Source organism: Salinisphaera sp. C84B14 (assembly GCF_040361435.1).
GTDB lineage: Bacteria > Pseudomonadota > Gammaproteobacteria > Nevskiales > Salinisphaeraceae > Salinisphaera.
The window spans coordinates 246,594-273,127 of the sequence record NZ_APNL01000004.1 but is presented as its reverse complement, the minus strand read 5'-3'; the positions used below and the strand labels follow the sequence as shown (position 1 = coordinate 273,127).

The 26,534-nt window shown below is 62.9% G+C and carries 20 protein-coding genes; 10 read left to right on the top strand and 10 right to left on the bottom strand.

Translation table 11 applies throughout. The features are described 5' to 3' along the window. Both C84B14_RS05320 and C84B14_RS05315 read left to right on the top strand, forming a co-directional pair. Positions 1–1,360: AMP-binding protein (locus C84B14_RS05320; RefSeq protein ID WP_353222411.1), on the top strand; the 1,360-nt coding region annotated here is incomplete at its 5' end. Positions 1,361–1,493: 133 nt separating this feature from the next. Further along, entirely contained in the window at positions 1,494–3,152 is a 1,659-nt protein-coding gene (locus C84B14_RS05315; RefSeq protein WP_353222409.1) for an AMP-binding protein, read from the top strand. 525 nt (positions 3,153–3,677) lie between these two features. Here C84B14_RS05315 and C84B14_RS05310 read toward each other — a convergent pair. The 4 genes from C84B14_RS05310 to minC are packed head-to-tail and all read right to left on the bottom strand — an operon-like array spanning position 3,678 to position 7,187. Next, entirely contained in the window at positions 3,678–5,309 is a 1,632-nt protein-coding gene (locus C84B14_RS05310) for a GMC family oxidoreductase (RefSeq protein WP_353222407.1), read from the bottom strand. 36 nt (positions 5,310–5,345) lie between these two features. Then, complete coding sequence (gene minE / locus C84B14_RS05305; protein WP_348766823.1) at positions 5,346–5,612, bottom strand: cell division topological specificity factor MinE; 267 nt, start codon at positions 5,610–5,612, stop codon at positions 5,346–5,348. Between the two features lie 6 nt (positions 5,613–5,618). After that, on the bottom strand, positions 5,619–6,425 hold the full coding sequence (minD, locus tag C84B14_RS05300; protein WP_348766824.1) for a septum site-determining protein MinD: 807 nt from the start codon (positions 6,423–6,425) through the stop codon (positions 5,619–5,621). A gap of 3 nt (positions 6,426–6,428) precedes the next feature. Next, positions 6,429–7,187, bottom strand: coding sequence for a septum site-determining protein MinC (gene minC, locus C84B14_RS05295; protein ID WP_353222405.1), 759 nt, complete (start codon positions 7,185–7,187; stop codon positions 6,429–6,431). A 406-nt stretch (positions 7,188–7,593) separates the two neighbouring features. On the opposite strand from minC, the gene C84B14_RS05290 reads away from it, so the two are divergent. From C84B14_RS05290 to C84B14_RS05255, 8 genes are all read left to right on the top strand, one after another. Then, a complete protein-coding gene (locus tag C84B14_RS05290) occupies positions 7,594–9,051 on the top strand; it encodes a circularly permuted type 2 ATP-grasp protein (protein WP_353222403.1) in 1,458 nt (485 codons plus the stop codon). 2 nt (positions 9,052–9,053) lie between these two features. Continuing rightward, entirely contained in the window at positions 9,054–9,980 is a 927-nt protein-coding gene (locus tag C84B14_RS05285; RefSeq protein ID WP_353222402.1) for an alpha-E domain-containing protein, read from the top strand. Positions 9,981–10,022: 42 nt separating this feature from the next. Beyond that, complete coding sequence (locus C84B14_RS05280) at positions 10,023–11,093, top strand: zinc-binding metallopeptidase family protein (RefSeq protein ID WP_353222400.1); 1,071 nt, start codon at positions 10,023–10,025, stop codon at positions 11,091–11,093. 37 nt (positions 11,094–11,130) lie between these two features. Beyond that, the gene (locus C84B14_RS05275) at positions 11,131–11,484 is read left to right on the top strand and encodes a hypothetical protein (protein ID WP_353222398.1); all 354 of its coding nucleotides are present in this window, start codon (positions 11,131–11,133) and stop codon (positions 11,482–11,484) included. Between the two features lie 34 nt (positions 11,485–11,518). Continuing rightward, the gene (locus tag C84B14_RS05270; RefSeq protein WP_353222397.1) at positions 11,519–12,013 is read left to right on the top strand and encodes an EamA family transporter; all 495 of its coding nucleotides are present in this window, start codon (positions 11,519–11,521) and stop codon (positions 12,011–12,013) included. After that, complete coding sequence (locus C84B14_RS05265) at positions 12,010–12,891, top strand: alpha/beta fold hydrolase (RefSeq protein WP_353222395.1); 882 nt, start codon at positions 12,010–12,012, stop codon at positions 12,889–12,891. Before C84B14_RS05270 ends, C84B14_RS05265 begins: the two co-directional genes overlap by 4 nt. 500 nt (positions 12,892–13,391) lie before the next feature. After that, on the top strand, positions 13,392–16,850 hold the full coding sequence (locus C84B14_RS05260) for an Ig-like domain-containing domain (RefSeq protein WP_353222422.1): 3,459 nt from the start codon (positions 13,392–13,394) through the stop codon (positions 16,848–16,850). A 78-nt stretch (positions 16,851–16,928) separates the two neighbouring features. Next, the gene (locus tag C84B14_RS05255) at positions 16,929–17,858 is read left to right on the top strand and encodes an OmpW/AlkL family protein (RefSeq protein ID WP_353222393.1); all 930 of its coding nucleotides are present in this window, start codon (positions 16,929–16,931) and stop codon (positions 17,856–17,858) included. 432 nt (positions 17,859–18,290) lie between these two features. Here C84B14_RS05255 and C84B14_RS05250 read toward each other — a convergent pair whose 3' ends face one another. Genes C84B14_RS05250 through C84B14_RS05225 form a run of 6 tightly spaced genes read right to left on the bottom strand, consistent with a single transcriptional unit; the run spans position 18,291 to position 26,533 of the window. After that, complete coding sequence (locus C84B14_RS05250) at positions 18,291–18,845, bottom strand: PqiC family protein (RefSeq protein WP_348766304.1); 555 nt, start codon at positions 18,843–18,845, stop codon at positions 18,291–18,293. Next, positions 18,842–19,825, bottom strand: coding sequence for an MlaD family protein (locus tag C84B14_RS05245; protein ID WP_353222391.1), 984 nt, complete (start codon positions 19,823–19,825; stop codon positions 18,842–18,844). The genes C84B14_RS05250 and C84B14_RS05245 overlap by 4 nt, the downstream gene beginning before the upstream one ends. 25 nt (positions 19,826–19,850) lie before the next feature. Next, a complete protein-coding gene (locus C84B14_RS05240; RefSeq protein ID WP_353222389.1) occupies positions 19,851–20,648 on the bottom strand; it encodes an ABC transporter ATP-binding protein in 798 nt (265 codons plus the stop codon). Between the two features lie 3 nt (positions 20,649–20,651). Beyond that, the gene (locus C84B14_RS05235; RefSeq protein WP_353222387.1) at positions 20,652–21,797 is read right to left on the bottom strand and encodes an MlaE family ABC transporter permease; all 1,146 of its coding nucleotides are present in this window, start codon (positions 21,795–21,797) and stop codon (positions 20,652–20,654) included. Positions 21,798–21,828: 31 nt separating this feature from the next. Continuing rightward, complete coding sequence (locus C84B14_RS05230; RefSeq protein ID WP_353222385.1) at positions 21,829–23,385, bottom strand: efflux transporter outer membrane subunit; 1,557 nt, start codon at positions 23,383–23,385, stop codon at positions 21,829–21,831. Beyond that, positions 23,378–26,533, bottom strand: a complete 3,156-nt coding sequence (locus C84B14_RS05225) for an efflux RND transporter permease subunit (protein ID WP_353222383.1) — start codon at positions 26,531–26,533, stop codon at positions 23,378–23,380. The genes C84B14_RS05230 and C84B14_RS05225 overlap by 8 nt, the downstream gene beginning before the upstream one ends. Position 26,534 lies beyond the last annotated feature (1 nt).

The following is a 26,534-nucleotide window of genomic DNA, read 5'->3' as shown; positions in this document are numbered from 1 at the left end:
TGTGGTGGTCAACATCAACCCGCTCTACCCCGCGCGCGAGCTCGAGCATCAGCTCAAGGACGCCGAGGTACGCCCCCTCGTGGTGATGGAGAATTTCGCCGCGACGCTGGAAAAGATCTACGACGGGGTGCCGGTCGAAACCGTCATCACCACCCAGCTCGGCGATATGCTCTCGCCGATAAAACGCGCCCTGACCAACTTCGTGGTCAAGCGCGTGAAGAAGATGGTGCCCGACTGGAACCTGCCCGGCGCCACCGACTTCAATACGGCTCTCAGCGCCGGACAATCGCAGCAGTTCGAGCCGGTGGAACTGGGCGGCGACGACCTGGCTTTCTTGCAGTACACCGGCGGCACCACCGGCCCGGCCAAGGGCGCCATGCTCAGCCACGCCAACGTGGTGGCCAACGTGTTGCAGTGCCAGGAATGGTTCAAGCCGGAAATGAGCGACGACGGCGAGCTCATCATCACCGCCCTGCCGATGTATCACATCTTCGCGCTCACGGTGAACACGCTGGTGTATTTCTCCGTGGGCGGGCAGAACGTGCTGATCACCAACCCGCGCGACATGCCCGGCTTCGTGAAGACGCTCAAGCAGTACCCGTTCACGGCGATCACCGGGGTGAACACCCTCTACAACGGCCTGCTCAATACCGAGGGCTTCGCGGACCTGGATTTTTCCACCCTGAAGTTCTCCATGTCCGGCGGCATGGCCACGCAGGAACCGGTGGCTCAGCGCTGGGCACAGGTGACCGGCAAGCCCATCATCGAAGGCTACGGACTGTCTGAAACCTCGCCGGTGGTCACCTGCAACCCCCTGGACATCAGCGAGTTCAATCACTCCATCGGGCTGCCCCTGCCCTCGACCGAGGTCGATATCCGCGACGACGACGGGCGCAGCCTGGATGTGGGCGAACCCGGCGAGCTCTGCGTGCGCGGCCCGCAGGTCATGGCCGGCTACTGGCGCAAGGACGACGTCAACGCGGAAGCATTCACCGACGACGGCTTCTTCAGAACCGGGGATATTGCTCGCCAGGACAACCAGGGCCGGTTCTATATCGTCGACCGCAAGAAGGACATGATTCTGGTGTCCGGTTTCAACGTCTATCCCAACGAGATCGAGGACGTGGTGGCCGGCCACCCGGATATTCTGGAAGCGGCCGCCGTCGGCGTCCCCGACGAGAAATCCGGCGAAGCCGTGAAACTGTTCGTGGTGAAAAAGCGGGCCGACCTGAGCCTGGACTCGGTACGCGAGTACTGCCGTGAGAACCTGACCGCCTACAAGGTACCCAAGCACTACGAGTTCATCGACGAAGTGCCCAAGTCCAACGTCGGCAAGATACTGCGCAAGGAATTGCGTTAAAAGCAATAAAAACGCAGCGATCGCGCCGCGATAATGCATTCGGCAATGCATTCGCGGCGCGACTGCGATACCTTAGATTCCATCCGCGTGCTAGCGCGCGCCGATGAATATTGCCGTTCCATGAGGAGAATTCGTGAATAAAATCTGGCTGGACCGCTACCCGGAAGGCGTTGCCGCGGAGATCGACGTCGAATCGAGCCAAACCCTGGTTGACCTGATCGAAGAAGGCTGTCGCGAGTTCAACTCCGCCGTTGCCTTCAGCAACATGGACTGCGAGCTCACCTATGCGGACATCGAGTCCCGCAGCCGCGATTTCGCGGCCTATCTGCAGGACGAGCTCGGTTTTTCCAAGGGCGATCGCGTCGCGATCATGATGCCCAACCTCCTGCAGTACCCGATCGCGCTGTTCGGCATCCTGCGCGCGGGCATGGTGGCGGTCAACGTCAACCCGCTCTATACGGCGCGTGAACTCGAGCACCAACTGTCGGACTCCGGCGCCCGCGCCATCGTGATCGTCGAGAACTTTGCCGCCACGCTAGAGGAAGTAGTGGACAAGGTGCCGTTGGAGGCGGTCATCACCACGCAGATTGGCGACTGTCTGCCTACCGTGAAGGGCGCGATCGTCAACTTCGTGGTCAAACGCGTCAAACGCATGGTGCCCAGCTTCAAGCTGCCGGGCGCGATCAAGTTCAACGACACCCTCGGCAAGGGCGCCAAGCAAACGTTCAAGCCCGCCAGCGTCAAACCCGACGATATCGCGTTCCTGCAGTACACCGGCGGCACCACCGGCCTGGCCAAGGGCGCCGTGCTGCTGCATCGAAACATGGTCGCCAATATCGCCCAGGCACAGACCTGGCTCGACCCTTGGACCGATCCGGGCAAGGAAGTGATCATCACGCCGCTGCCGCTCTACCACGTGTTCGCGCTGATGGCGAACTGCCTGGTGTTCTTTCAGCAGGGCGGCAAGAACGTGCTGATTACCAACCCGCGCGATATCCCGGCGCTGGTCAAGGAATTCGAAAAACACAGCCCGACCGCCTTTACCGGCGTGAACACCCTGTTCAACGCTCTGGTCAACGATGACGGTTTCGCCAAGCTCGACTTTTCCAAGCTCAAGATCACGCTGGGCGGTGGTGCCGCCGTACAGCGCGCGGTGGCCGAAAAGTGGAAGAAGATCACCGGCATCCCGCTCATCGAGGCCTACGGACTGACCGAAGCCTCGCCTGCGGTGTGTATCAATCCGCTGGATCTGGACGACTACAACGGCTCCATCGGCCTGCCCGTGCCCTCCACCGAAGTCTCGATTCGCGACGACGACGGTAACGAAGTGGGCGCCGGCGAGCCGGGCGAGCTGTGCGTGAAAGGCCCGCAGGTCATGGCCGGCTACTGGAACAAGCCGGAGGAGAACGAAAAGACGTTCTTCGGCGAACACCTGCGTACCGGCGACGTGGCCAATTACGACGAGCAGGGCTTTTTCTATATCGTCGACCGCAAGAAGGACATGATTCTTGTGTCCGGCTTCAACGTTTATCCCAACGAGATCGAAGACGTCGTGGCCCAGCACCCCAAGGTGCTCGAAGCTGCCTGCATCGGCGTGGAGAACGAAAAGACCGGCGAGGCCGTGAAGGTCTTCGTGGTCAAGAAGGACGACAGCCTGACCGAGAACGAACTCATCGAGTTCTGTCGCAAGGAGCTGACCGGCTACAAGGTCCCCAAACAGGTTGCGTTCATCGACGAGCTGCCGAAATCGAACGTCGGCAAGATCCTGCGCAAGGACTTGCGCGACCGTTAAGATACTCGGGCTGCCGCGTGCCGGCGGCCCTGCTGTCGATCAGGCCGCCGTGCGTTACGCGCCGGCGGCCTTTTTTGTCGCGACACCGGCAACGCCAGTGGCAACGACGCGCCACGCTTCCGGCCCATCGATAGATGCCTGTCCGGGTGGGACGCTCGCGTATGTAGACATGCCTGCCGCAGCGCGTGAACGCGAAACCGTCGAATACAACCGGGCAAGCCAACTCTTCGGGTTCCGGACTATTTTATCGATCCGGTAACAAAATCGATGACTTTTCCTGATTGGTAGCCCGCGTCGGTGAAAGCACGCGGGCTACAGCCAACGGCCGTGAAGGCATTGGAAGAAACGACGGACAGGTGCCGGCGTTAGTTTTTCGATGCGTTGAAAACAGCCACGTGGCCGGCGGGTTTGGCGCCCGATCAATAGTATCGTGTCAGCACCCACCAAACAGTGACGTGATCGGCCGCCCCAGCCCCACCGCGGGTCGACGCCAAGCCGAACCCGGGCCAAGCATGGCCGCCGTGCTCAGGCCGTGAGGCGATCCTCGCGGATCATATCGGCGGCTTTTTCCGCGATCGCGGTCGTGGGCGCATTCGTGTTGCCGCCAACCAGAGTGGGCATGATCGAGGCATCGACCACGCGCAGTCCCTGCATGCCGTGTACCCGCAGGCGATCATCCACGACCGCTTCGTCGTCGTGCCCCATCTTGCAGGTGCCCACCGGATGGTAGATCGTTTCGGCGCGATCACGTACGAACGCCTCGACCTCGGCATCGTCCTCGACCTTTTCGCCCGGTTCCAGCTCGCGATCGCGGTGGCTACCCAGAGGCTCGGCGCGCATGATCCGCCGGCCGAGCCTGACTGCTTTGACCAACTGGGCGAGATCGTCCGGATGATCGAGATAGTTGGGATCGATCAACGCATCGTCCATGGGGTCGGCGCTTTTCAGGCCGATATGGCCACGCGACTTCGGACGCAGATCGCACACCCGCAGCGTATAGCCGTAATGCTTGATCGTGTTCCAGAGATTGTGCCCGTGATCCTGCTCGATAGTGGCGATGAAGTGCAGCTGCAGATCCGCGCGCTCTTGGCTGTCGTCGCTGCGCGCGAAGCCGCCGGACTCTGCTACGTTGCTCGCCAGCTGGCCACGGCCATGTACAAAATACTGATAAACCGCGACAGGCCCATCGACCAAGAGGAACTTCGGCCCCAGGCGCAGGCTGAGCTTGGTTTTCTCGATATCGATGATGCTGACGTCGAGATGATCCTGCAGATTCCGGCCCACGCCCTTGAGCTCGTGAACCAGCGGAATCCCGTGCGGTTCGATTTCGGACTTCGGACCGATACCCGAAAGCAGCAACAGCTGCGGCGAATTGATCGCACCGCCGCAGAGCAATACCTCCTGCTTCGCCCGCAGCGAACGATCGCCGCCGAACCAGCCCTTTTTGTATGTCACGCCGACCGCTCGCTTGCCTTCGAGCTGGATCTTCTTCGCCCGCGCCCGCGTGATCACCGTGAGGTTCTTGCGATCGGCGACCGGGTGCAAGAACGCATCGGCGTTACTGCAACGACGGCCGTTATTCTGGGCCACGCTGTAGAGACCCACCCCTTCTTCGGTCGCGCCGCCGAAATCGTCGTTGCGCGGCAGACCACAGGCCTGGGCGGCCTCGATGAAGGCATGATTGAGCGGGTTCACATGCCGCGGCGCGCTTACACAATAAGTGCCGTCGCTGCCGTGATACTCGCTCGCGCCGGCCTCGAATTTCTCCGAACGGCGAAAATAACCGAGCATCTCATCGAAGCCCCAGCCACGGTTCCCCAGCTCTGCCCAGTGGTCGTAATCCCAGGCGTTGCCGCGGGTATAGCACTGTGCGTTGATCGAACTGGAACCGCCCAGCGTCTTGCCGCGCGGCCAGAACATCTCGCGCGAATTCATGTGCTTCTGGGGCGCGGTGTAATAGGCCCAGTTGAACATCTTCGACCACATCAGGCCGATGATGCCAATAGGGATATGAATCAGCGGGTTCCAGTCCGCCGGCCCGGCCTCGAGCATGCACACCGAGACATCGGGATCGGCGCTGAGCCGATTGGCCAGAACACAGCCGGCAGAGCCGCCGCCCACGATAATATAATCGAACTCCTGCTCTTTCGTGGGCATGCGGCTCCTCCGGCGGCTTTGGTTTTTCGCTATGGTCTAGTGACGGGCGTCGTCGGGCAGTGTGATATTGAGTTCGAGGACTTCGAGGTCGCCCTCGCGCTCGATTTCCATCTGCACCGCGTCGTCGCCCACCTGAACATACTTGCGCAGAACCGCCAGCAGATCCTGCTGCAACTGCGGGAAATACGCCGGATGATCGCCGCCGCCACTGCGTCGGTGTGCGACAACCACCTGCAAGCGCTCCTTGGCGGTTTGTGCCGAGGTCTTCTTGTCGTTGCTACGAAATACGTCGAGCCAACCCATGGTCCGTTACCTCCCCATCAGCCGGTCGAGAAACTTCTTCTTGGCCTCGGTGAAACGCATCGGCCGATTTTCACCCAGGAATCGTGCGACCAGGTCCAGATACGCCTGGCCGGCATCGGCGTTGTCTTCCATGGCCACCGGCGTGCCCGAGTTCGATGCATTGAGCACCTTCTCGGATTCCGGAATCACGCCCAGCAGCGGAATACCCAGAATATCGTTGATGTCGTCCAGCGAAAGCATTTCGCCCTTGCCCACGCGGCTGGCCGCATAGCGGGTGACCACCAGATGCTCCTTGACCGGCTCGCCGCCTTCCTTGGCCCGCTTGGTCTTGGACGAAAGCATGCCCAGCACGCGGTCCGAGTCGCGCACCGACGACACTTCGGGGTTGGTCACCACCAGCGCTTCGTCGGCAAAATACATCGCCATGATCGCGCCGGTTTCGATGCCGGCCGGCGAGTCGCAGATGATGTAGTCGAAATCTTCCGCCAGCTTGTTGAGCGTACGCTCGACGCCTTCCTGATTCAGCGCATCCTTGTCGCGCGTCTGCGACGCGGCCAGGATGTAGAGATTCTCGTGCCGCTTGTCACGGATCAGCGCCTGCTTGAGGTTGGCCTCACCGCTGATGACGTTGATGAAATCGAACACCACCCGGCGTTCGCAGCCCATGATCAGATCGAGGTTGCGCAGACCGACATCGAAGTCGATGACCACGGTCTTGTTTCCCCGCATGGCAAGGCCGGCCGCAAAAGAAGCGGCGGTAGTGGTCTTGCCGACCCCGCCCTTGCCGGACGTGACGACGATGATCTTTGCCACTCTTTACTCCTGCAATTCGATGCTCAAGTTATCGTTGTCCAGGCGAACCGCTACGGCCCTGGAACGTACCCCCTCTTCAATCGCATCGGCGACTTTATAGCAGCCAGCGATGGCGATCAGATCCGGTTCGAAGCGCCGACAGTAGATTCGTGCTTCTGTATCGCCGGTCGCACCGGCCAGTGCACGGCCGCGCAGCGCCCCGTAAATATGAATATGCCCGTCGGCCAGAACTTCGGCGCCTTCCGATACCGATGTCGCAATCACCAGATCGCCGCCGCGTGCATAAATCTGCTGGCCCGAGCGTACCGGCTTGGTCACCAGCCGCGTGGGCGTGCGCGGCGGCTGTTCGCGGCGCACCGGTTCGCCAGCGTGCTGCGCGTCGGCCGCCGGCTCTGCGGTTGACTCACCGCTCGGCTCGGCTTCGGTGGCGGCCTTGGCCGCCCCGCGCGCCGGCGAGTCCATGGTGGCCATGTCTGCCGCTTGCGCGGCCTCGCGCGCCTGCGGGCCGGGGTCGAGCACGCCGACCGGAATCATGCCCGCCTCGCGAATGATGGCGCTCAACGCGGCCAGATCGGGCACGCTTTCCGGCAGCGACAGCAATACCGGCATACGCTCGAAAAAACCGGGCGCCCGCGCCATTTGTGCGTCAATCTGTTCGGCAATACGTGTACTGTCGGTCTCGCGAATCTCAAGAACCGTGAGGGTCATCATACGACCCTTGAACACGACGCCGGCACCGGCTGCGGTTGTTGTATCCGCCATGCCCGAATAACTCCCGAAAACAAGCCGGGGAGTCTAGCACGCTGTTTAAGGAATCTCTGCATAACCTCTTGCGGCTCGCGTTCGAGCCCTCAACTGCGTTGCGCCACGGCGTGCAAGCGCCGCATCTGCGTTGTGGGCAGATCAAGCTCGGCAACGCGGTCGTACCACTTTCGAGGCCGAACGCCTTCGAGGCCCGGGCTTTGCGCGACCACGACAGGTTTTGCAGAGATTCCTCAGGGCCTGTCGTCGCGGGATATACATCGCATTGCCGGTGCCGGGCGTGTCAGGCAAGACGCGGGCCGCCGATGCGACGGCTTATCTCGTGACGACAGGCTAAGCATTTCGGTCTGTGTCTTGCATGGAAATACGTGGCGCGCGTTGTTTCGCCGATAGGAAGCATCTACTCATGAATGACTTGTGGCGTGATTATCGAAGCCCGGGCTTTTTCGACGAAGCCTTTGACGATACCGGGCAACCACGGCACGCCGCCGAGGCGCTGGTGCGCTATCTCGGCGAATTCGGCCGCGACGAGCTGGAGACGCGGCGCGCGGCCGCCGATCTGGCGATCAAGTCGATGGGCATCACGTTTACGGTGTACTCCGACGCGGGGATGATCGACCGCGCCTGGCCTTTCGACGTCCTGCCGCGCACGATCCCCAAGCAAGAATGGGATCGGGTGCGCGAAGGCCTGCAGCAGCGCGTGACCGCGCTGAACATGTTCGTCGCTGATCTCTATGCCGATCAGCGGATCGTCGCCGACGGCGTGTTCCCCCGCGAGGTGCTCGCACAGTCGGTCAATTTCCGTCCCGAGTGCGTGGGTATGCGTCCGCCCGGCGATATCTGGGCGCATATCTGCGGCTCGGACCTGGTACGCGACGGCGCCGGCGATATCTATGTGCTCGAGGACAACCTGCGGGTGCCGTCGGGCGTGTCCTATATGGTCGAGAACCGGCTGGTTTCCAAGCGCGTGTTTCCGGAACTGTTTGCCCAGCATCACATCCTGCCGGTGGATGATTACGCCAGCGAGCTGCTGGATTCGCTCAATGCCCTGTCTCCGCGCCAGGATGTAACGCCGAATGTGGTGGTGCTGACCCCTGGCGTATTCAATTCCGCCTTCTTCGAGCACGTATGGCTGGCCGGCCAGATGGGCGCCGAACTGGTTCAGGGCAGCGACCTGTTCGTGGGCAACGACGACTGCGTGTATGCGCGCAAGATCGACGGCCCGCAGCGCGTGGACGTGATCTATCGCCGCGTGGACGACGCCTTCATCGACCCCGAGGTTTTCCGGGCCGACTCCCTGCTCGGCACGCCGGGGCTGATGCGTGCCTGGCGGGCCGGCAAGGTCGCCATCGCCAACGCCCCGGGGGCAGGCGTGGCCGACGACAAGGTGGTCTATGCCTTCGTCCCGCAGATCATCCGCTATTACCTCGACCAGGATGCAAAGCTGGCGAACGTGCCCTCGTGGTTGTGCATGAACGACAGCCATCGCGAGCACGTGCTCGCGAATCTCGACTCTCTGGTGGTCAAACCGGCCAACGAATCCGGCGGTTACGGCATGCTCATCGGCCCCCGGTCGAGCGCGGCCGAACGCAAGCAGTTCGCGGATCTGATCCAGCGCAACCCGCGCAACTACATCGCCCAGCCCACGCTCGCCCTGTCCACCGTGCCCACGCTCGTCGAAGGCCGCGCCCGGCCGCGCCATGTCGACCTGCGGCCGTTCATCGTCTCGCGGCCGAACGACGACGCCTTCGTGACCATGGGCGGGCTCACCCGGGTCGCCCTGCGTGAAGGCTCGCTCGTGGTCAACAGCTCGCAGGGCGGTGGTAGCAAGGACACCTGGATTGTCGCGGACGAGGGGCTGTAAGCATGCTTTCAAGACTCGCACAGAATCTGTTCTGGGCCGGGCGCTATATCGAGCGCGCCGAGTCCAGCTCCCGCCTGATCAATGCCACCAGCCTGCTGTTGCTGGACATGCCGCGGGCTACCGCCTTCGACTGGCGCGCGCTGGTTGAAATCGTCGGCGCGGAGGATCTGTTCGCACAGCGCTATCCCGACGACAGCGAGGGCAGCGTCATGCGCTTTCTGGTGGCCGACCGGATGCACCCGAGCTCGATCGCGAGCTGTCTTGCCAACGCCCGCGAGAATCTGCGCAGTGCGCGCGATCTCGTCCCGAGAGAGGTCTGGGAGGATATCAACGGCCTGCACCTGTTCATCGCCGATGAAGGCCAGCACATCGAAAGCCGACTCGCCCGGTCGCGGGTGATGGACCACGTCGTACGCAATGCACGCCACATGGCCGGGCTCATCGAGTCCGGAATGAGTCGCGATGCTGCCTACGACATGTTCATGCTCGGCCTGCAGATCGAGCGCGCGGACATGACCACCCGGATCATCGATGTGCGCAGCGCCGACCTGCTGCACGAAGCGGCCAGCGAGCTGCGTCCCTACCAGACCGTGCAATGGATCAGCGTGCTGAAATCGCTGAGTGCGTTCCAGATGTACCGCCGCCACGTGCGGGTGCGGGTCACGGGTGCCGGCGTCATCCGCTTTCTGCTCGCCGACAGCGCCTTTCCGCGCTCGGTGCGCTTCTGTCTCAACGCGGCGGCCGACCATCTGGCGCGCCTGCCGACGTCGTCGGATTGCGTCGCCGCCATCGACAGCGCCGTGCAGCGACTCGACGATACCGATCCGGGCACCCTGACCGGCTACCGCCTGAGTGAATTCCTCGATCGCATGCAGATCGAACTCAATACAATCGGCGAAACGATCCAAAGCCGTTATTTTCAGCAATGATAGCGATCTGCTGTTCCAGCCGGCGAGGCGGCTTACCAGGCCATGCGTGACTTCTACTGTCAGTGCGGCAACTCGATCTTTTTTCGTAACACCTACTGCCTGGTGTGCGAGCGCACCCTCGGCTTCGCCCCCGAAGCCATGCTCATGACCGCGCTGGAAGCGACCGGCGACGGCCGCTGGCAGGTGCCGGCGTCGGGCAGCGTGAGCGGACGCGTCTATCGCCTGTGTCAGAACTACAGCCAGCACAACGTCTGCAACTGGCTGGTGCCGGACGAGTCGCCGCACCATTTTTGCCCATCGTGTCGTCTCACCCGCACCATTCCCGACCTCGACGTACCGCGCCATCTGGAGTTATGGGCGCGACTGGAAAACGCCAAGCGCCATCTGATCTTCAACCTGCGCCAGCTCGGGCTGCCCATCGTCGGCCGCGATGAAGACCCGGATTTCGGCCTGTGCTTCGACTTTCTGGCCGACGCCGATGCCGAAACCGAGTTCACCGAACCCCTGGCTGGCCAGGCCCAGGTCACGACAGGGCACGCCAATGGCGCCATCACCATCAATATTGCGGAGGCCGATGACGTCGCGCGCGCGCGCATGCGCGAACAGATGGGCGAGCACTATCGCACCCTGATCGGCCATTTCCGGCACGAAGTCGGGCACTATTATTGGGCACGACTGATCGATAACAGCGCCTGGATCGACGAATATCGCGCCCTGTTCGGCGACGAGCGAGCCGATTACAGCCAGGCGCTGCAACGCCACTACGCCAACGGCGCGCCTACCGACTGGCAGGAACACTTCGTCACCCCCTATGCTTCGTCCCACTCTTGGGAGGACTGGGCCGAATCGTGGGCACACTATCTACATATTCGCGATACGCTGGACACCGCGACCGAATATCAGCTGGTGGCGCGTCCGCCCTGGCAGAAGCAGCACCGGGATTTCGACGGGCTCATGCATCGCTGGACGCACCTCGCCATTGGCATGAACGCGGTCAACCGCAGCATGGGCCTGGCCGACGCCTATCCGTTCGTGCTCAATGCCCTGGCCCGTCGCAAGATCGAGTTCATCCACCGCGTGGTCGAGCCTTACGAAACGGCGGCGAACGCGTAGCGGTTGGCGTACGCGTCAGCCATGCCGGCGATCGGCCTTGAGCACACGCGCGCGCGGTATCCTCATCACCGGCTGTGGCGTGCTGGTGCTCAGTCCAGACACCTTGCTCATCCGCCTGCTGGACGCCGACATCGCAACGACCCTGTTCTGGCGCGGAACCGCCCTGGCGCTGGGCTTGGGCAGCTATGTGTTCTGGCGCGAGCGCGGCGCTGCCCGCGCCGCGCTCATGCCGCTGCGCCGACCACTGGGCTGGTGCCTGGGTCTGCTATTCGCGCTCAGCAACATACTGTTCGTGTTTACCGTAGCGCATACCACCACCGCCGATACCCTGGCCTGTCTGGCCACGGCATCGATCTTTTGCTGCGCTTTTCAGCGTCATTTTTCTTCGTGAGCGGGCCCCGCTGCGCACCTGGTTAACGGCCGCCGTGATCGCCGCCGGGCTGCTGCTTATCGCCCTGGGCGGTGCCGGCAGTACCGTCGGCCGGTTGGCCGGTATCGCGACCGCCATGGTTTTCGGCGCCATGTTCGTGGTCATGCGTGCCACCGGCGAGGGCGACACCCTGCCCGGTCTGGCCCTGGGCGGGCTGATGATCGCACTCACGACGGCCGTGTTCGCGCACCCGTTTTCGCTTACCGGGCCAGGCATGGGCGCCCTCGCCGGCCTGGCGATCGTACTGCCGCTGGCCTTTGCCCTGATCGGTGTCGGCCCGCGTTATCTGCCGGCGCCCGAGGTCAGCCTGTTGATGCTGCTGGAAACCGTTTTCGGCACCCTGTGGGCGATTCTCTTTCTGGGCGAGATCCCGACCACGACAACGCTCGCGGCAATCGCGATCATTCTGGGCGCCCTTACGGTTTTCTATTCGCGCCAGGCCTACGTGCATCGACGGGCCACGCGCCATTCGCTACAGGTCGAATCATGAATTCACACGACTCCGTTCAATCGCTGCGCATCGGCGAACTCGATTACGCGATTCGTGACACGGGCGACCCCAACGGTAGACCCATCGTATTGCTGCACGGGCTCATGGATACCGGGGCCAGCTTCGAACCGCTGGTCGAGGCCATGCAAGCCCTGGCACCGGGGCGCTATCGCTATATTGCACCGGACTGGCGCGGCCACGGCGACAGTGACGCGACCCACGACAGCTACTGGTTCCCGACCTACCTGCTCGATCTGGAGCGGCTGCTTAACGAACTGATCGACGGCGACACGCCCGTTACCCTCATTGCCCACAGCATGGGCGGCCAGGTGGCCAGCCTGTATGCCGGCACCCGGCCGACGCGTGTTTCCAACCTGGTCACGCTCGACAGCCTGAACGTACCGGACAGCGACACGCGCGAGGTGCCCAGCCGTTATCGGCGCTGGCTGGACGCCCACGCCACGCCCCCGAGTGCGAAAGTCTACGACGATATCGAAACCGCGGCTTCGCGCATCGCTGCACGCTACCCGGAACTCGACGAGTCCACGACTCGCCGGCTCGCCGAGCAATGGACTGCTGCCATAGACCCACAGGGCAGACGGCGCATACGCGTCGACCCGTGGCATCGGGTGCCCCTGCCTTATGCCTTTCGTGCTGCCGAAGCAAAGTCGCTATGGCGCGAAGTCAGCGCCCGGGTGCTGTGCATCGACGGCGGCGACTCGCCGGCGAAATACTTCTGCGGCGAGGCCGAAATGGCCGAACGCAGGGCCTGTTTTACCGACCTGCGCCATATCGTGGTCGACGGCTGTGGGCATATGCTCCACCTGCAAAAACCCCAGGCCATTGCACGTCATATCTGCACGTTTCTGGACGCCTGATTCTCATCGTGGCCGCCCTGCCCGCGACGTCGCGACCCACGGCGCGCAAGGTTCATCGCACGGTCACGTTCGCAACCACGGCAGATCCCCCTAACGCCACCGGCGGCATTCAAAACAGGGGTTTAGCGCGCCTTTCTCGATACTCTCGCAGAACACCATCGGAAACAGCTATTACCGGCGAGGTTTTGCGCGTTTGCGCGCGTGAAACCGGATTTCACGGCGAACGAGGCGCCCGGCAGCGGCTGCGATAAAACCCGCGCCTGCATAACCCGTGAGTATCGGCAACGGGCTGCAACCCTTGAAACACGTACGATTCGGCAGGGCAAAGGGACACCCTGGCAGCATTGCTGCAATGCCGCAAAAGTCGAGTGTGTTCAATATATTCCCGCGCTGTATGGCGCGCCGTTCCAATCTCGTTTATCGTCCTCGAACGGGGTATTCTAAAAAGAACGCGTGTCGTAATGATGCGCTCACAACTAGGGAGACAAGCCGTGCTATCGATGCATTCTCTTCGGATGCGTTGTGCCGATTCCGTTCAGGACTCGGACACGACGCCCACCGGCGCGTACAACGCGCGCCCACCGCGCCGTAGCCGCCTCGCCGTGGCCGCGCTTTTCATCGCGGCTGCAGCCGTTCTGCCTGCCTGTTCGAGCGGCGGTGGCGGCGACAACGGCGAGTCCAATCCACGAAGCGAAGTCACCGCCGGTGGCTTGAACTTCACCTATCCGTTCAACGGCCAGCAGGATGTGCCGCTGGATACGTTGATGGTCGTCAATTTCGACGGCAGCGTTTCCGGCGACGTGAGCGATGCGCTCGAGCTGCAGGTCGACGGCAACACCGCGCAGCCGGGCATTACGGTGGAACGCGACGCCGACCGACCCAATATTCTGCGCCTGGTGCCCAACGGGCCGCTGTTGCCGAACCGTGACTATTCGGTCGTGGCAACCCAGGCTCTGTCGGGCGGCAATACCCGCTTCGACGCCGGCGCTACGCTGTTTACCTTCCGCAGCCGTCCGGCCGAAGGCCGCCCGGCCGAAGGCGCCTTCCAGGTCACCACCGTGACCCCGGGCGAAACGAACCCCGAGACCAATCGTCAAAGCGTGTTCACGCAGTTCAACGCGATTCGCGTGATTCTTAACGAACCGGTCGACCCCGCCACGGTCAACAACCAGACCTTCACGGTTGAAGGCCCCGACGGCGCCGTGACGGATGCGCGCTTGACCGCGCTCGGCCGCTATATCGTGTTCGATCCCAACGAGGATCTTGCACCTGGCAACTATACCGTCAGCTGGACGGACGGTATTACGTCGGTATTCGGAAAGTCTCTGACCGCAGGCAGCCAGCAGCGTACGGTGCTGACTCTGGGCGATCAGCCGACCGACCAGACGCTGGTCATCGAAGACGACAGCTCGGCCGCTGACGTGGACGATCTGCCCGACAACCTGCTGACCGGCCTGCCGATCAACAACATTGACATCGACTCGCAGCTGATCGGCAGCAACGACCAGCCGGTGCTCGGCTCGGGCGACGCCAACGCCAACCCGCCGATTCGCAACCGCGTTGCCACCACGCTCGCCACCCCGGGCACCGCTGGCTACGGCGACGTCATTCCGGCGGTGATTCGCGCCGGCCAGAAATTCCAGCTCAAGGGCCTCAAGCTATTCCTCGGCGGCGAGGAACTGGGCGTTGAAACCCCGATCGACAGCGGCCCGATCGACGTCAACTTCATTAACGACGTCAGCGTCTATCTGATGAGCAACGACTACCGCAACGTGGAAACCCCCACCGCGGTACAGCTTCGCTTCGATCTGGGTATCGGCACGCTGGTGACCGCCGCCCTGGCCTCGGATTCGCGAAACTTCGTCATTCAGCAGCTGGCCAACGGCGTGTTCAACCAGAGCGTGCTCAATATCCAGGCAGCAGGCCTGGCCATACCGCGCGACAACGGCGATCTGGAAATCAGCACCCTGGGGACCTTCCCCATCAACGTTAACCGTACCGATAACGCCACCGTCAACTTCCAGTTGACGCTTGTCCTGCCGGCCAATCCGACCGATGGCGAAGGCGGCAGTGGCACCGAGGATTCGGTGGGCCCGGTCATCACCGCGCGCTCGCCCAGTGCCTGTCTGTATGCCTTCGGCTCGGCGGGCTATAACGCCATTTACGCGAGCCAGGGCGTCGCGCCGACCGTGTTGCCCGAACCCCTGTGTATCGACGGCAATATCCAGACCGACAACAGCGCGGCGATCAACAGCTTCCCGATCGAATCCAGTCCGGCGATCGTCTTCTCGTCGCCGATCGATCCGAACACGGTCAACGCGCAGAATATTCAGCTCACCGGCGGTGGCACCACCGTCGAGGCGACCTACCGTGTCGAAGGCTTCAGTGTGGTCGTGGGCCCGGTCGGCTTGCTCACGCCGGATACGGACTACACCCTCACCCTCAACACCGCGATTGAAGATCTCGACGGCAACCCGCTCAGCGGCAGCAACGCGGCCGGCCCACGGCTGACCATGAACTTCCGTACCGAGCCTCAGGTGACCACTGACAGCGCGCCGCCGCTGCTCGGCACCCTATCGCCCGGTGTGCCTTGTGCACTCGAGACGGATAACGTGAACGACTCCTTCCTCACGGGTGGCGATACCGCCGGCAACTGCGTGGGCAGCTCGGCCAGCAATGCCGCGTTCAACTACCCGGTGTTCGAAAGCCCGGTCAATGTCCCGGTCGATGCCGTTCTGTCCAAGTTCGTGGACGCGAGCACGATCGTGCTGGCCGACGGCTGCCTGACAGCTGGCAGTGGCGAACCCAACGCCGTGGAAGGCGCGAGCGTTGCCCTGCAGCAGATGGATGCGAACGGACAGTGCGTGGGCGCGGTCGACGCGGCCATCGCCCTGGCCAACCCCGGCGACGCCCAGACCCGCTCCTTCACGATTCGTCCGAACGAGTATCTTGATGAGGGCACGCGCTACTGGATCGTGGTGTGCGGTACCGAAGGCGACCGTTGTACCCAAGGTGCACCCGGCGTGATTACCGACCTCGAAAATGTGGCCGTCAATACCGACCCGCTCAACGGCACCGGGTCGACCGACTCGTCGACCGGCACCGCGGGCGGCCCGGATATCGTCATGCCCTTCGATGCGATTGCGGCCAACAACGACTACTACACCACCCAGTTCACGCTGCCGGAAACCGACACCAACGGTAACGGCCGCGTCGACGCTGGCGAACGGCCGCAGCCGGGTAATCGCACCCTGCTGACGCTGGATGCGGCTGTCGGTACGGTCGAGAACCCGGATCGCCCTGACGGCAAGTATGCGAACTATCTGTCGCTCGCGCGCCCGATTGCCATTCGTGAAGCGACCACAGAATGCGCGCGCGTAGACGCCGTTCAATTCGGCGAGGGCGACACGCCCAATGCCGGATCGGCCGTGGGCGAAACGCCTGAGACGTGTGTACCCGTGTCGTTGCTGCCCGGCGGGATCACCAGCCTGACGGGCGTTGAGGCCACGGCGACAGTCGTCGGTCTGCCGGCGCTGACGATCAACACCGGCCGCATACTGCTGCGCTTCCCGAACGATGAGCAGGCCAATCCGACCGGCACGCCGAATCAGACCGGCTATATCGTAGAACGCTGTACGGGCCAGTTCCCGAGCGGCGTTGAATACGACTTCGAGCCCTGCTTCGCGGCGTCGCTGAATCTGGTGGCCAACGCGCCGGACGGTGACAACGTCAGCCTCGACCAGCAGCAGTTCGTTGCCAACCTGGTAGGGCCGGTGACGTTCGAACAGAACGGGCGGCTGGTCATTTCGCTGCGGAATGCGAACGAAATCGAGCTAGAGGCCGAAGCCAGCCTGGCGGGGTTACCGATTCCCGCAACGGCCACCATCGAGCCTGCTGAACTCACGTTCCAGCTCGTAGGCAATGCGGTCCATGGCGGCCGCGCGTTTCCGAATCGCTAGCAACTGAGTGCCGCCGCGCCGGGGGAGACCGGCGCGGCGCCCTCCAACACGAACAAGAATCTAACAGGGAGACGGGAGATGATTCACCAGAACAAGCCAGCGCGCCGGCGGTTGAGCCAGCACGCGGCAAAACTGCTGGGCGGCGCGAGCCTTATGCTGCTGGCCGGCACTGCATTTGCCCAGACCACAACCCAGAACGCCGAGACCGATACCGTCGACGACAACGGCGGCTTCTTCCACCAGGCGCTGGAGTATACGAAGGAAAACACCTACTACCGCGTCGGCGTACTGCACCTGAGTTATCAAGGCGACAGTTCGCGGTTGAGAATTGATAATGCGAACGGTCTGGCGGCCCAGCCGTTCGGCGTGGGCTCGAGCGAACTCGAAGGCACCGGCTCATCCGTCGGCGACAAGACCACGCTCGGCGGCACCATCGGCATGTATATTCCGAAGACCGGTCGTCACCTGGCCGCGGAAGTCACGCTGGCACCGCCCTTGAAGCTCGACTTCGAAGTCAGCGGCCGCGCGATCAACGAGTCGATCGCACCGGAAACGCAGAGCGGCATTCCGACCGGCGTGCCCGCACTGGGCCGCAAGATCGGCACGCTCAAGGCGCTGCCGCCGAACCTGACGATCATCTACCGGCCGTGGGTGGATACCATGTTCCAGCCCTACATCGGTGCCGGCGCGATGTATCTCTATACCTTCGATACCGACGTCACCAATGAGGTTCTCAACGCCTACGGTAACGAACCTACGCTCAACCTGACCAAGCCGGTGGCCTGTGTCGGTCAGGTCGGCATGGACGTGAATCTCAGCGAGAAACTGTTCGTTACCGCCGACGTGAAGTACGTGGGTTGCGCGGAAGTCGAAGCAACGGTCAACAACGTCGTCGTGAACGCGCCGGCGCTCAGCCCGACGGTCGGCCCGGTCAACGTGGGCTCGGTAAGCTCGACCAACGATTTCAAGGCCGTTCTCTATCAAGTGTCGATGGGTTTCCGCTTCTAATAGAACAGGACCCCACCGGCGAGCCGGTAACAAGCCGCCCCTCGGTCCCGAGGGGCGGCTTTTTTTGTCTGTACCGCCGGCTACCAGCGCGGGCAGCCAGACGTAGAGCAGCCGCAGTGCCACTGAGGCGCAAAGGCCCGAGCTAAGCTATCTGCCTGCGCGCGCCCAGGAACGCGACAGCGCGAAGAGTGACCGGCATTCGGCTGCCCTGCATCTCGCAAGCCTGTGTCGACCGTCATCGACAATACGGTCACTCCCGCGCCCCGAGCCTCCGCGTGCGCCCCGCGCCCTGGCCCATGGTCGCGCAAGCCGAGCTGTACGGCCAGTCTGCCTAGTTGGCAGTCGCGAGCACGGCGACGTCATGCCAGCCAGGCGTCCACCCTCGCCCCGATCAACCGTAGGGTCGATTTGTCCGCCCCCAGGCGGCTCGGCTCAGTGCCGGGTGTTAGCGACGATCTCGAAGGCGAGTTCACGCACCGCGTCCGACATCGCCTGCCCGACCGCCGCGGGGTCGCGCGGTCGCGCCGGCAGGTTCTGCTGGATGACCGTGTTGTCGCGGGCGACCACCGTTTCGCCCTTGGACTCGGTGACCTTCCACCGCGCGGCAAGCACGACCTGGCCCGACGGCTGCGGTTCGAACGCATCGACCGTCACATCCACCTCGTAGTCGCGCCCGCGATTGCCGACGAGTTTTTCATCGATCGTCTGTTGCAGCAGACGGGTCATGGCCACCGGCAGGCGTTCGGCCCATTTCGCGTTCGGCATGCGCGTGAGCACGTATTCGTCGGTACGCAGTTGAATATCGTAGTTATCCAGATACTCCGGCACGCGTACCCGACGCACCTCCCAGCTGCTGGCCTCGCTGTTCGCGCGTGCGGTCTGGGGCGGCGAGAGCAGCACCTGCTGCAGCGGTGCAACGCTGCTGCAAGCCGTCGTAGCGGCTACGAATACCAGGGCAATACTGCCCCGCATGAGCTTTTTGATCATCGCTGGCCTCCACCGAACAGCAGGGCATTGGGGTCGCGCTCGAGTGTTTCGGCAAAGCGTCGCATGGACGACGCACCCGCCGACAGATCCCGAATGGTGCTTTCGAGGTCGCGTCGAGTATCCGAGTTGGGGTCGGTCAGGTTCTCGAGGTTCTGCGAGAGCTGTTGCAGATTGGCGCTGGTGGCCTCGGCGTTGTCGAGTAGCCGCGTGAGCTGCTCGTCACGCGATTCGATCTGCGTATTCACGTTGGTCGTAAGCGCGCGCACGCTTTCCAGCGTTTTCTCGAACTGGCGCGAATTCATGTAGACCGCATCGCGAGCGGCGGCGATCGCCTCGCGGGTGGTATTGGTGGTCTTTTCCAGATTCGGGCCCATGCGCTTGATCAGATCATCCATGCCGTTGGCCAGGGTGACCACCGATTCCATGGTTTCGTTCACCGTTTCCAGCGTTTCCTTCCAGGGCAGGCCGGTGACGGTGTCCTTGATCTGCTCGATCTGTGAGGGCACCGCCGGAATTTCCGGCAGGTCCAGGGTGTCGCGATTGATCGCGAACTGCGGCTCTGTATCAGGCTGGAAATCGAGGTTCACCGCCAGCTGCGAAGTGACATAGCTCCATACCACGAGCTGGGCACGGAGCCCGCGCCGGACCAGCTCTTCGATGCTGAGCTGTTCGCTGGTGGGCGCCCCGTTCATCATCACGGTGTTGTTACCGGCCATTTCGATGGTCACACCGATCCGTGCCTTGCCCACCTGCGGGTCCAGACGCAGCTGCACGTTCTTGACCGTACCCACCTGCACGCCGCGAAACAGCACTTTCGACCCGTTGGTGAGCCCGAGCACGGACTGATCGAAGAAGATGACTGCCTGGCGGCTGTTCGAAAAGATGCGGTTGCCGCCCAGCACGAGAATACCGACCACGGTCAGTACGATCGCGCCGAGCATGAACAGCCCGATCACCGTATAGCTGCGGTTGCTTGCCATTAGAGAACCTCGGGTCGAGATGACGTCACGACGGGCCGTCGTCCGCCGCAATCGGCTGGCGATTGAGAAAAGCACGTACGCGTGCCTGCTCGGCATGCTCGGCCAGCGTACGCGGGTCGCCGTGCGCGATGGCACGCCGACTTTCGTTGTCGAGATAGATACTGTCGTCGGCGATGGTAAAGATGCTGGGCAGTTCGTGGGTGACCGCGATCACGCTCAGCTGCAGCGCATCGCGCAGGTTCATGATCAGGGAATCCAGGCGCTGCGACGTAATCGGATCGAGCCCGGCGCTGGGTTCGTCGAGAAACAGATAGTCCGGATCCAGGGCGATCGCCCGGGCCAGACCGGCGCGCTTCTGCATCCCGCCCGACAGTTCACTGGGCATGCGCGACTCCTGGCCGGCAAGGCCCACGAGCGCGAGCTTGAACGCGACCTGATCGCGAATTTCCGCCGCGCTCAGTCGCGTATGCAGCTGCAGCGGCAGGCCGACGTTCTCGCCCACGCTCATCGAACTCCAGAGCGCGGTGCTCTGGAACAGTACGCCGATCCGTCGCTGCAGCGCGGCGCGTTCGACGCCGTCCTCGGTCCAGAGACGATGGCCGTCGAACACGATATCGCCCTGCTCGGCCTGCTCCAGATCGATCATGTGACGCAGCAGCGTACTCTTGCCACAGCCCGATACCCCCATGATCACGAAGATACTGGCCGGCTGCACATGAAAGGACAGCTCCTGTTGCACCACGGTATCACCGTAGGCCAGCGTGAGGTCGCGTACGGCAATACCACGCTCGGGCAATGGCTGCGTCGAATCAAGTTCGGCCACTGCTCACACCCCCAGCGCGTTGGTGCAGAGCGCGAAAATGGCATCGATGACGATGATCCCGATAATCGAGACCACCACCGTGCGCGTAGCCGCGCGCCCGACTTCGGCGGCATTGCGCCCGGCGCGCATGCCCAGATAACAGCTGGCCAGCGCAATCAGCACGCCAAAACAGACCGCCTTGATGAAGCCGATCACGAAGTGCCGAACGGCCACCGCATCCTGCAGCCGGCCCAGAAAACTCGCCGGCGAGGTGTTAAGCACCAGCTCGGCCACGATCATGCCGCCGCCAATACCAAGTGCTGCCGCATACAAAAACAATAGCGGCATCATCAAGGTCAGTGCGGTCAGCCGTGGCAACACGAGGAATTCGAACGGCGACACCCCGATCATGCGCAGCGCGTCGATTTCTTCGTTCGCCTCCATGGTGGCGAGATGGGCCGCAAACGTCGCGCCGATACGGCCGGCCATAATGAAAGCGGTCATGATGGCAGCCATCTCGCGCGCCACCGCGATACCGACCAGATCGGCCAGATAAAGCCCTGCCCCGAACGTGGCGAGCTGGACCGCGCCGACGAACCCGAGCACCGCGCCAATCAGCAGGTTGACGATGGTAACCACAGGCAACGATGACGCGCCCGTTTCGCGGATGAGTGCCATGAAGTCCACCCAGCGTGCCTGGGCGCGGCCCACGGCCAGCTTGGGCGTGGCGGCAAAGGCATTGCCGATCAGCTCTGCGGTATTGCTCACCGAGCCCAACCGGTTGCGGCCGCGTTCGCCGAGCCGGGTGAGCCAATGTGCACGGCGGACCGTGGTATCCGTGGCGGCCGCGGGACGCGCCAGTGTCACCAGCGCCTGTACGCTCTCCGGCAGCCCTTCGTAGCGCAGCGCGACGTCGCGCTTGCGCAGTTGTTCGTTGACGCCGTACACGAGTGCCGCCACACGCGGGTGCGCGCTGACCAGTTCCCTGCCATCTACGACGGCCTGACCGCTCGCATCGGCGCCGGTAGCGCCGAGCAGCTCATCGACTACGCGTGACGTGGTCGGCAGATGCGTGGCCGCGCCCCAGTCGCCCGCGAGCACGAGCGCGACCCCGTCGGGGCGCGCTTCGATACGATAGAGATTCGAGGTGGGCGACGCGGTTTGCGGCACGAAGGCTCGATAGCGAAACGAACGGATTTCCCTATTCTGACACGTTGCGGGCTTCGGGTTGTGCGCGATCGTTTTGTTCGGGCGCATACGAGTCGCGCACCGCTTCCAGACCCTCGTTCAGCGAATCGCTGTTTTCCGTCCAGCCGCCGCCCAGGGCCTTGAACAAGTCGGCCGTGGCGGTAAAGCGATCACGGATGGCCTCGGCCAGATCCAGCTGTGCCGAATAGAGTTGGCGCTGGGCGTCCAGTACGTCGAAGAACGCGGTCCGGCCGACGTCGTAGCGAATCTGGGCGAGATCCACGGTTTCTCGATAGGCCTCGACCTGCCGTTGCACCGATTCCACGCGCTCGTCGGTGAGATTCACCGCGACCAGCGCATCGCGGACTTCCGAGAACGCCTGTCGCAACGTCTGGCGATAGGAAATCTCGGCGGCGTCCTTCTGGGCGATGGCGGTTTCATAGTTGGCTTGTCGCCGCCCGAAGTCGAGAATCGGTGCCGTGATGGTGCCGGCAATGCTCTGTGTTTCGGAATACGGCTCGAACAGATCGTCCACGTCGATCGCTTCGGTGCCGATCATGGCGGTCAGGTCGAAGGTCGGGAAGAACTGCGCCTTGGCAACACCGATATTGGCGTTCGCAGCAATCAGCTGCGCTTCTGCGGCACGGATATCGGGTCTGCGCTCGACCAGCAGCGACGGGATCACCACCGGCAGGTCGTTGGGCAGATGCAGATCCTCGAACGATCCGTCGCGAATCTCGGCGCCCGCGAGGATCTCGCGCGGCGAACGGCCGGTCAGAATGGCCAGCGCCGAGCGCAATTCGCTGGCCTGCTGCTCGAGCGGCGGCAGCTGGGAACGCGCGGTTTCCAGCAGCGAGCGCGTCTGCAAAAGCGTGAGCTTGTCGATTGCGCCGTACTTGTAGCGCTGCTGATCGAGCTCAAGTCCGCGTTTGCGGGTGTTGATCGTTTCCCGAGTGACGCGAATCTGGCGCTCAACGGCGCGCAGCGACATGTAGTTGGTGACCACATCGCTGACCACGCCCAGACGAATCGAATCCTGCGTATAAGCCGACGACAGCAGCGCGGCGCGCGCCTGTTCGCTGGCACGACGCAGCCCGCCGAATACGTCCAGCTCATAGCTGAGGGTGGCGGCCACCGAGAAGTAGTCGGATCGACGTCCGGCGCTCTGGCTGGCCGCAGAACCACTGCCGCTGCCACTGCCAACACCGGAGCCCGAACCGGCCCCGCCCTGGCCAATATAACTACTCTTCTGGCGGGCCGCCTGCGCCTGCGCGGAAATGGTCGGATACAGATCGGCGTTGGTCAGGCCGAGCTGGGCACGGGCTTCGCGAAAACGCGCGGCCTGCAGGGCCACATCCAGATTGTCGTCCAGCGCGTCGTCGATCAGTTCGTTGAGCACGGGATCGCGATAGCGCGTCCACCAGTAGGCCAACGCATCCTGCTGGCTTTTGCTGAGCAGCGTCGAGTCGAACGCCGAATCCGGCAGGTCGAGCTCCGGGCGCTGGTAATCCGGGCCGAGCGTACAGGCCGAAAGGCCTGCCACCACGAGTAGCAGCAGGGCCTTACGCATTGGGTTTGCCTTCATCATCATGTTTTCTATTGAACAAGCGTCCGACCCGTTCCGAGCCGCGCTCGACCAGATCGTAGAACATCGGCACGAACAGGATCGCAAAGAACGTGGCTGCGAGCATGCCGCCGATCACCGCCGTGCCGATGGCGTTACGGCTGTTGGCCGAGGCGCCGCTGGCCAGAGCCAGCGGCACGCAGCCAAGGATGAAGGCCAGCGACGTCATTACGATCGGGCGAAAACGCAGCTTGGCCGCCTCGTAGGCCGCCGCCGCCGGCGACTTGCCCTCTTCTCGCGAGATCACCGCGAACTCCACGATCAGAATTGCGTTCTTGGCGGACAGGCCGATTAGCACCAGCAGGCCCACGGAGAAGTAGAGGTTGTTGTCGATACCGCGCAGCCATACGGCCACGAAGGCGCCCAGTGCCGCGAACGGCACCGCGGTAATCACCGCCAGCGGCAGCGTCCATTTCTCGTACTGGGCCGCCAGGATCAGAAACACCATGAGCATGCCGAACAGCACCGCGATACCGCCCGAACCGGCGGCCGTTTCTTCCTGATAGGCAGTGCCGGTGAAACTCAGCTGGTAATCGCTGCTGCCGAGCACGTCGGACACCACCTGCTGGATCGCCGCGTTGGCCTGACCGGAGCTGTAGCCGGTCGCTGGCGAGCCGATGATCTTGGCCGCCGGGAAGATATTGAAACGTTCCACCACGTCAGCCGCCAGCCGACGCTCGTAGCTGACCAGTGAGCTCACCGGAATCATGTCGCCGGTGGTATCGGAACGCACGAATACGTCGGCCAGATCTTCCGGCTTTTCCCGGTACGGCGCATCGGACTGGATGTTGACCTGCCAGCTGCGGCCCAAATAGGTGAACTGGTTGACGTAAAGCGAACCGAAGGTGGCCTGAAGCGTGGCAAACAGATCGTTGATCGGCACGCCCAGCGTCTTGGCCTTTTCGCGATCCACGTCCAGACGGTAGCGCGGCACGTTGGTGGTGAGCGTGGTGCGAACCTGCGACAGCTCCGGCCGTTTATTGGCTTCGGCCACCACTTTGCCGGCCGCTTCACGGATTTCGTTGAAGCTGGCGCCGGAGCGGCTTTGCAGATAGCCCTCGAAACCGCCGGTCGTCGACAACCCGATGATCGGCGGCGGATTGAAGGCAATGATCTGCGCATCGGGCATCTGTGCGCCAAGCCCGAACGTCTGACCCACCAGTGAAAACGAGTCCTGCCCTTCGCCGCCGCGTTCGCCCCAGTCCTTGAGCGTCAAAAACGCGATACCCGCATAGGTACGCTGGGCGCTGGCCAGGAAGTCGTAGCCGGCAACGCCGACGATATCCTCAACCGCCGGCATGGATTTCAGGCTTTTTTCGATCAGTTCGTCGCGAACGTCTTCGGTGCGTTGCAACGACGCCGCCGGTGGCAGGGTATAGGTTGCGAAGATATAGCCTTGGTCTTCCTGCGGTAGCAGGCCGCCCGGTACCTGGGTAGACAAGAACCAGGTCGCAAACAATACGCCAACGAACAGCACCAGGCCCAGAATGAAGCGGCGCAACAGAAGGTCGACGCCCCACAGGTAGGCGCCGGTGGCCTTGTTGAACATCGCGTTGAACTTGCGGAAGAACCAGTTCGGCGCCTTCTTGCGCGGCTTGAGAAAGACCGCACACAGCGCCGGAGTCAGCGTAAGCGCAACCAGCCCGGAAATGCCCACCGAAACGGCGATGGTGATCGCGAACTGTCGATACATCTGGCCGGACAAGCCACCCAGAAAGCCGACCGGCACGAATACCGCCGCCAGCACCAGCACCACGGCAATCACGGGCCCGCTGACCTCTTCCATTGCCTTGAGCGCGGCCTCCTTAGGCGACTTGCCCTCCTCTTCCATGATGCGTTCGACGTTTTCGATCACGATGATCGCGTCGTCCACCACGATGCCGATCGCCAGAATCAGACCAAACAGGGTCAACAGGTTGATTGAAAACCCAAGCGCATACATGCCCGCGAAGGTACCGATCACCGATACCGGAATGGCGAGCAGCGGGATCAGCGTGGCGCGTACGTTCTGCAGGAACAAAAACACCACCAGCACGACCAGGATGATCGCCTCGATGAACGTGTGCTCCACGTCCTTGATGGAGGCATCGACGAACTGGGTGGTATCGAAGGGGATCTCGTATTCCATGCCGTTGGGCAGATCCTGGCCCAACTCTTTCATCCGCGAGCGGATACGCTCGACCGTGGCCAGCGAGTTGGCGCCCGGCGCGAGGTAGACCGCGAACGGCACCGCCGGATTGCCCGAGAACGAGCCGCTGGTGCTATAGCTCTGTGCGCCCAGTTCGATACGCGAGACGTCGCCCAGACGCAGCACCTGGCCGTTGTCCTCGGTACGCAGGATGATGTTCTTGAACTGCTCGGCGCTGGAGAAACGGCCCTCGGTACTCGCGGTATAGGTGAAGGCGATTTCGTTGTCGTTGGGCATGGCGCCGAAGCTGCCCGCCGCGAACTGCGAGTTCTGCTCCTGAAGGGCCGCCTGCACGTCCGCCGGGGTCAGCTGGTAGCGTGCCATCTTGTTCGGGTCGAGCCAGACCCGCATCGAATAGTCTTGGGTACCGAACAGTCGTGCGTCGCCCACGCCCTCGATACGCTTGAGCGCGTCGATCACGTTTACCAGGGCATAGTTGCTGATGTACGTCGTATCGAACGTCTGATCCGGCGAGAACAGCGTGAGCACCGTCAGGATGTTGCTCGAGCGTTTGTCGACCTGGACGCCGGTGTTGCGTACGGTCTGCGGCAGCTGCGATAGCGCTGCCTGTACCCGGTTATTGACGTTGATCGTGTTCTGGTCGGGATCGGTACCGATCGCAAACGACACGGATATCTGCAGGGTGCCCGCATCCGACGCCGTCGACGTCATGTAGAGCATGTCCTGAACGCCGTTGATCTGCTGCTCGAGCGGCGCGGCCACCGTCTCGGCGATATCCTCGGCGCTGGCGCCCGGGTAGGTGGCCTGGACCACGACTTCCGGCGGCACGACGTCCGGATACTGCGCGATCGGCAGCCCGCGCATGGCCATCAGGCCGGCGAGCGTGATCACGATCGACAGAACGGTGGCGAATACCGGCCGCTCGATGAAAAAGCGAGAAATCATC

What these genes read in the sequence shown, in the direction of transcription:
- C84B14_RS05285 (WP_353222402.1), top strand. Translation starts at nt 9,054, where the DNA reads ATGCTTTCAAGACTCGCACAGAATCTGTTCTGGGCCGGGCGCTATATC.
- C84B14_RS05310 (WP_353222407.1), bottom strand. Translation starts at nt 5,309, where the DNA reads ATGCCCACGAAAGAGCAGGAGTTCGATTATATTATCGTGGGCGGCGGC.
- C84B14_RS05290 (WP_353222403.1), top strand. Translation starts at nt 7,594, where the DNA reads ATGAATGACTTGTGGCGTGATTATCGAAGCCCGGGCTTTTTCGACGAA.
- C84B14_RS05280 (WP_353222400.1), top strand. Translation starts at nt 10,023, where the DNA reads ATGCGTGACTTCTACTGTCAGTGCGGCAACTCGATCTTTTTTCGTAAC.
- C84B14_RS05265 (WP_353222395.1), top strand. Translation starts at nt 12,010, where the DNA reads ATGAATTCACACGACTCCGTTCAATCGCTGCGCATCGGCGAACTCGAT.
- C84B14_RS05225 (WP_353222383.1), bottom strand. Translation starts at nt 26,533, where the DNA reads ATGATTTCTCGCTTTTTCATCGAGCGGCCGGTATTCGCCACCGTTCTG.
- C84B14_RS05250 (WP_348766304.1), bottom strand. Translation starts at nt 18,845, where the DNA reads ATGATCAAAAAGCTCATGCGGGGCAGTATTGCCCTGGTATTCGTAGCC.
- C84B14_RS05255 (WP_353222393.1), top strand. Translation starts at nt 16,929, where the DNA reads ATGATTCACCAGAACAAGCCAGCGCGCCGGCGGTTGAGCCAGCACGCG.
- minC (WP_353222405.1), bottom strand. Translation starts at nt 7,187, where the DNA reads ATGGCGGATACAACAACCGCAGCCGGTGCCGGCGTCGTGTTCAAGGGT.
- C84B14_RS05230 (WP_353222385.1), bottom strand. Translation starts at nt 23,385, where the DNA reads ATGCGTAAGGCCCTGCTGCTACTCGTGGTGGCAGGCCTTTCGGCCTGT.
- minE (WP_348766823.1), bottom strand. Translation starts at nt 5,612, where the DNA reads ATGGGTTGGCTCGACGTATTTCGTAGCAACGACAAGAAGACCTCGGCA.
- C84B14_RS05260 (WP_353222422.1), top strand. Translation starts at nt 13,392, where the DNA reads ATGCATTCTCTTCGGATGCGTTGTGCCGATTCCGTTCAGGACTCGGAC.
- C84B14_RS05245 (WP_353222391.1), bottom strand. Translation starts at nt 19,825, where the DNA reads ATGGCAAGCAACCGCAGCTATACGGTGATCGGGCTGTTCATGCTCGGC.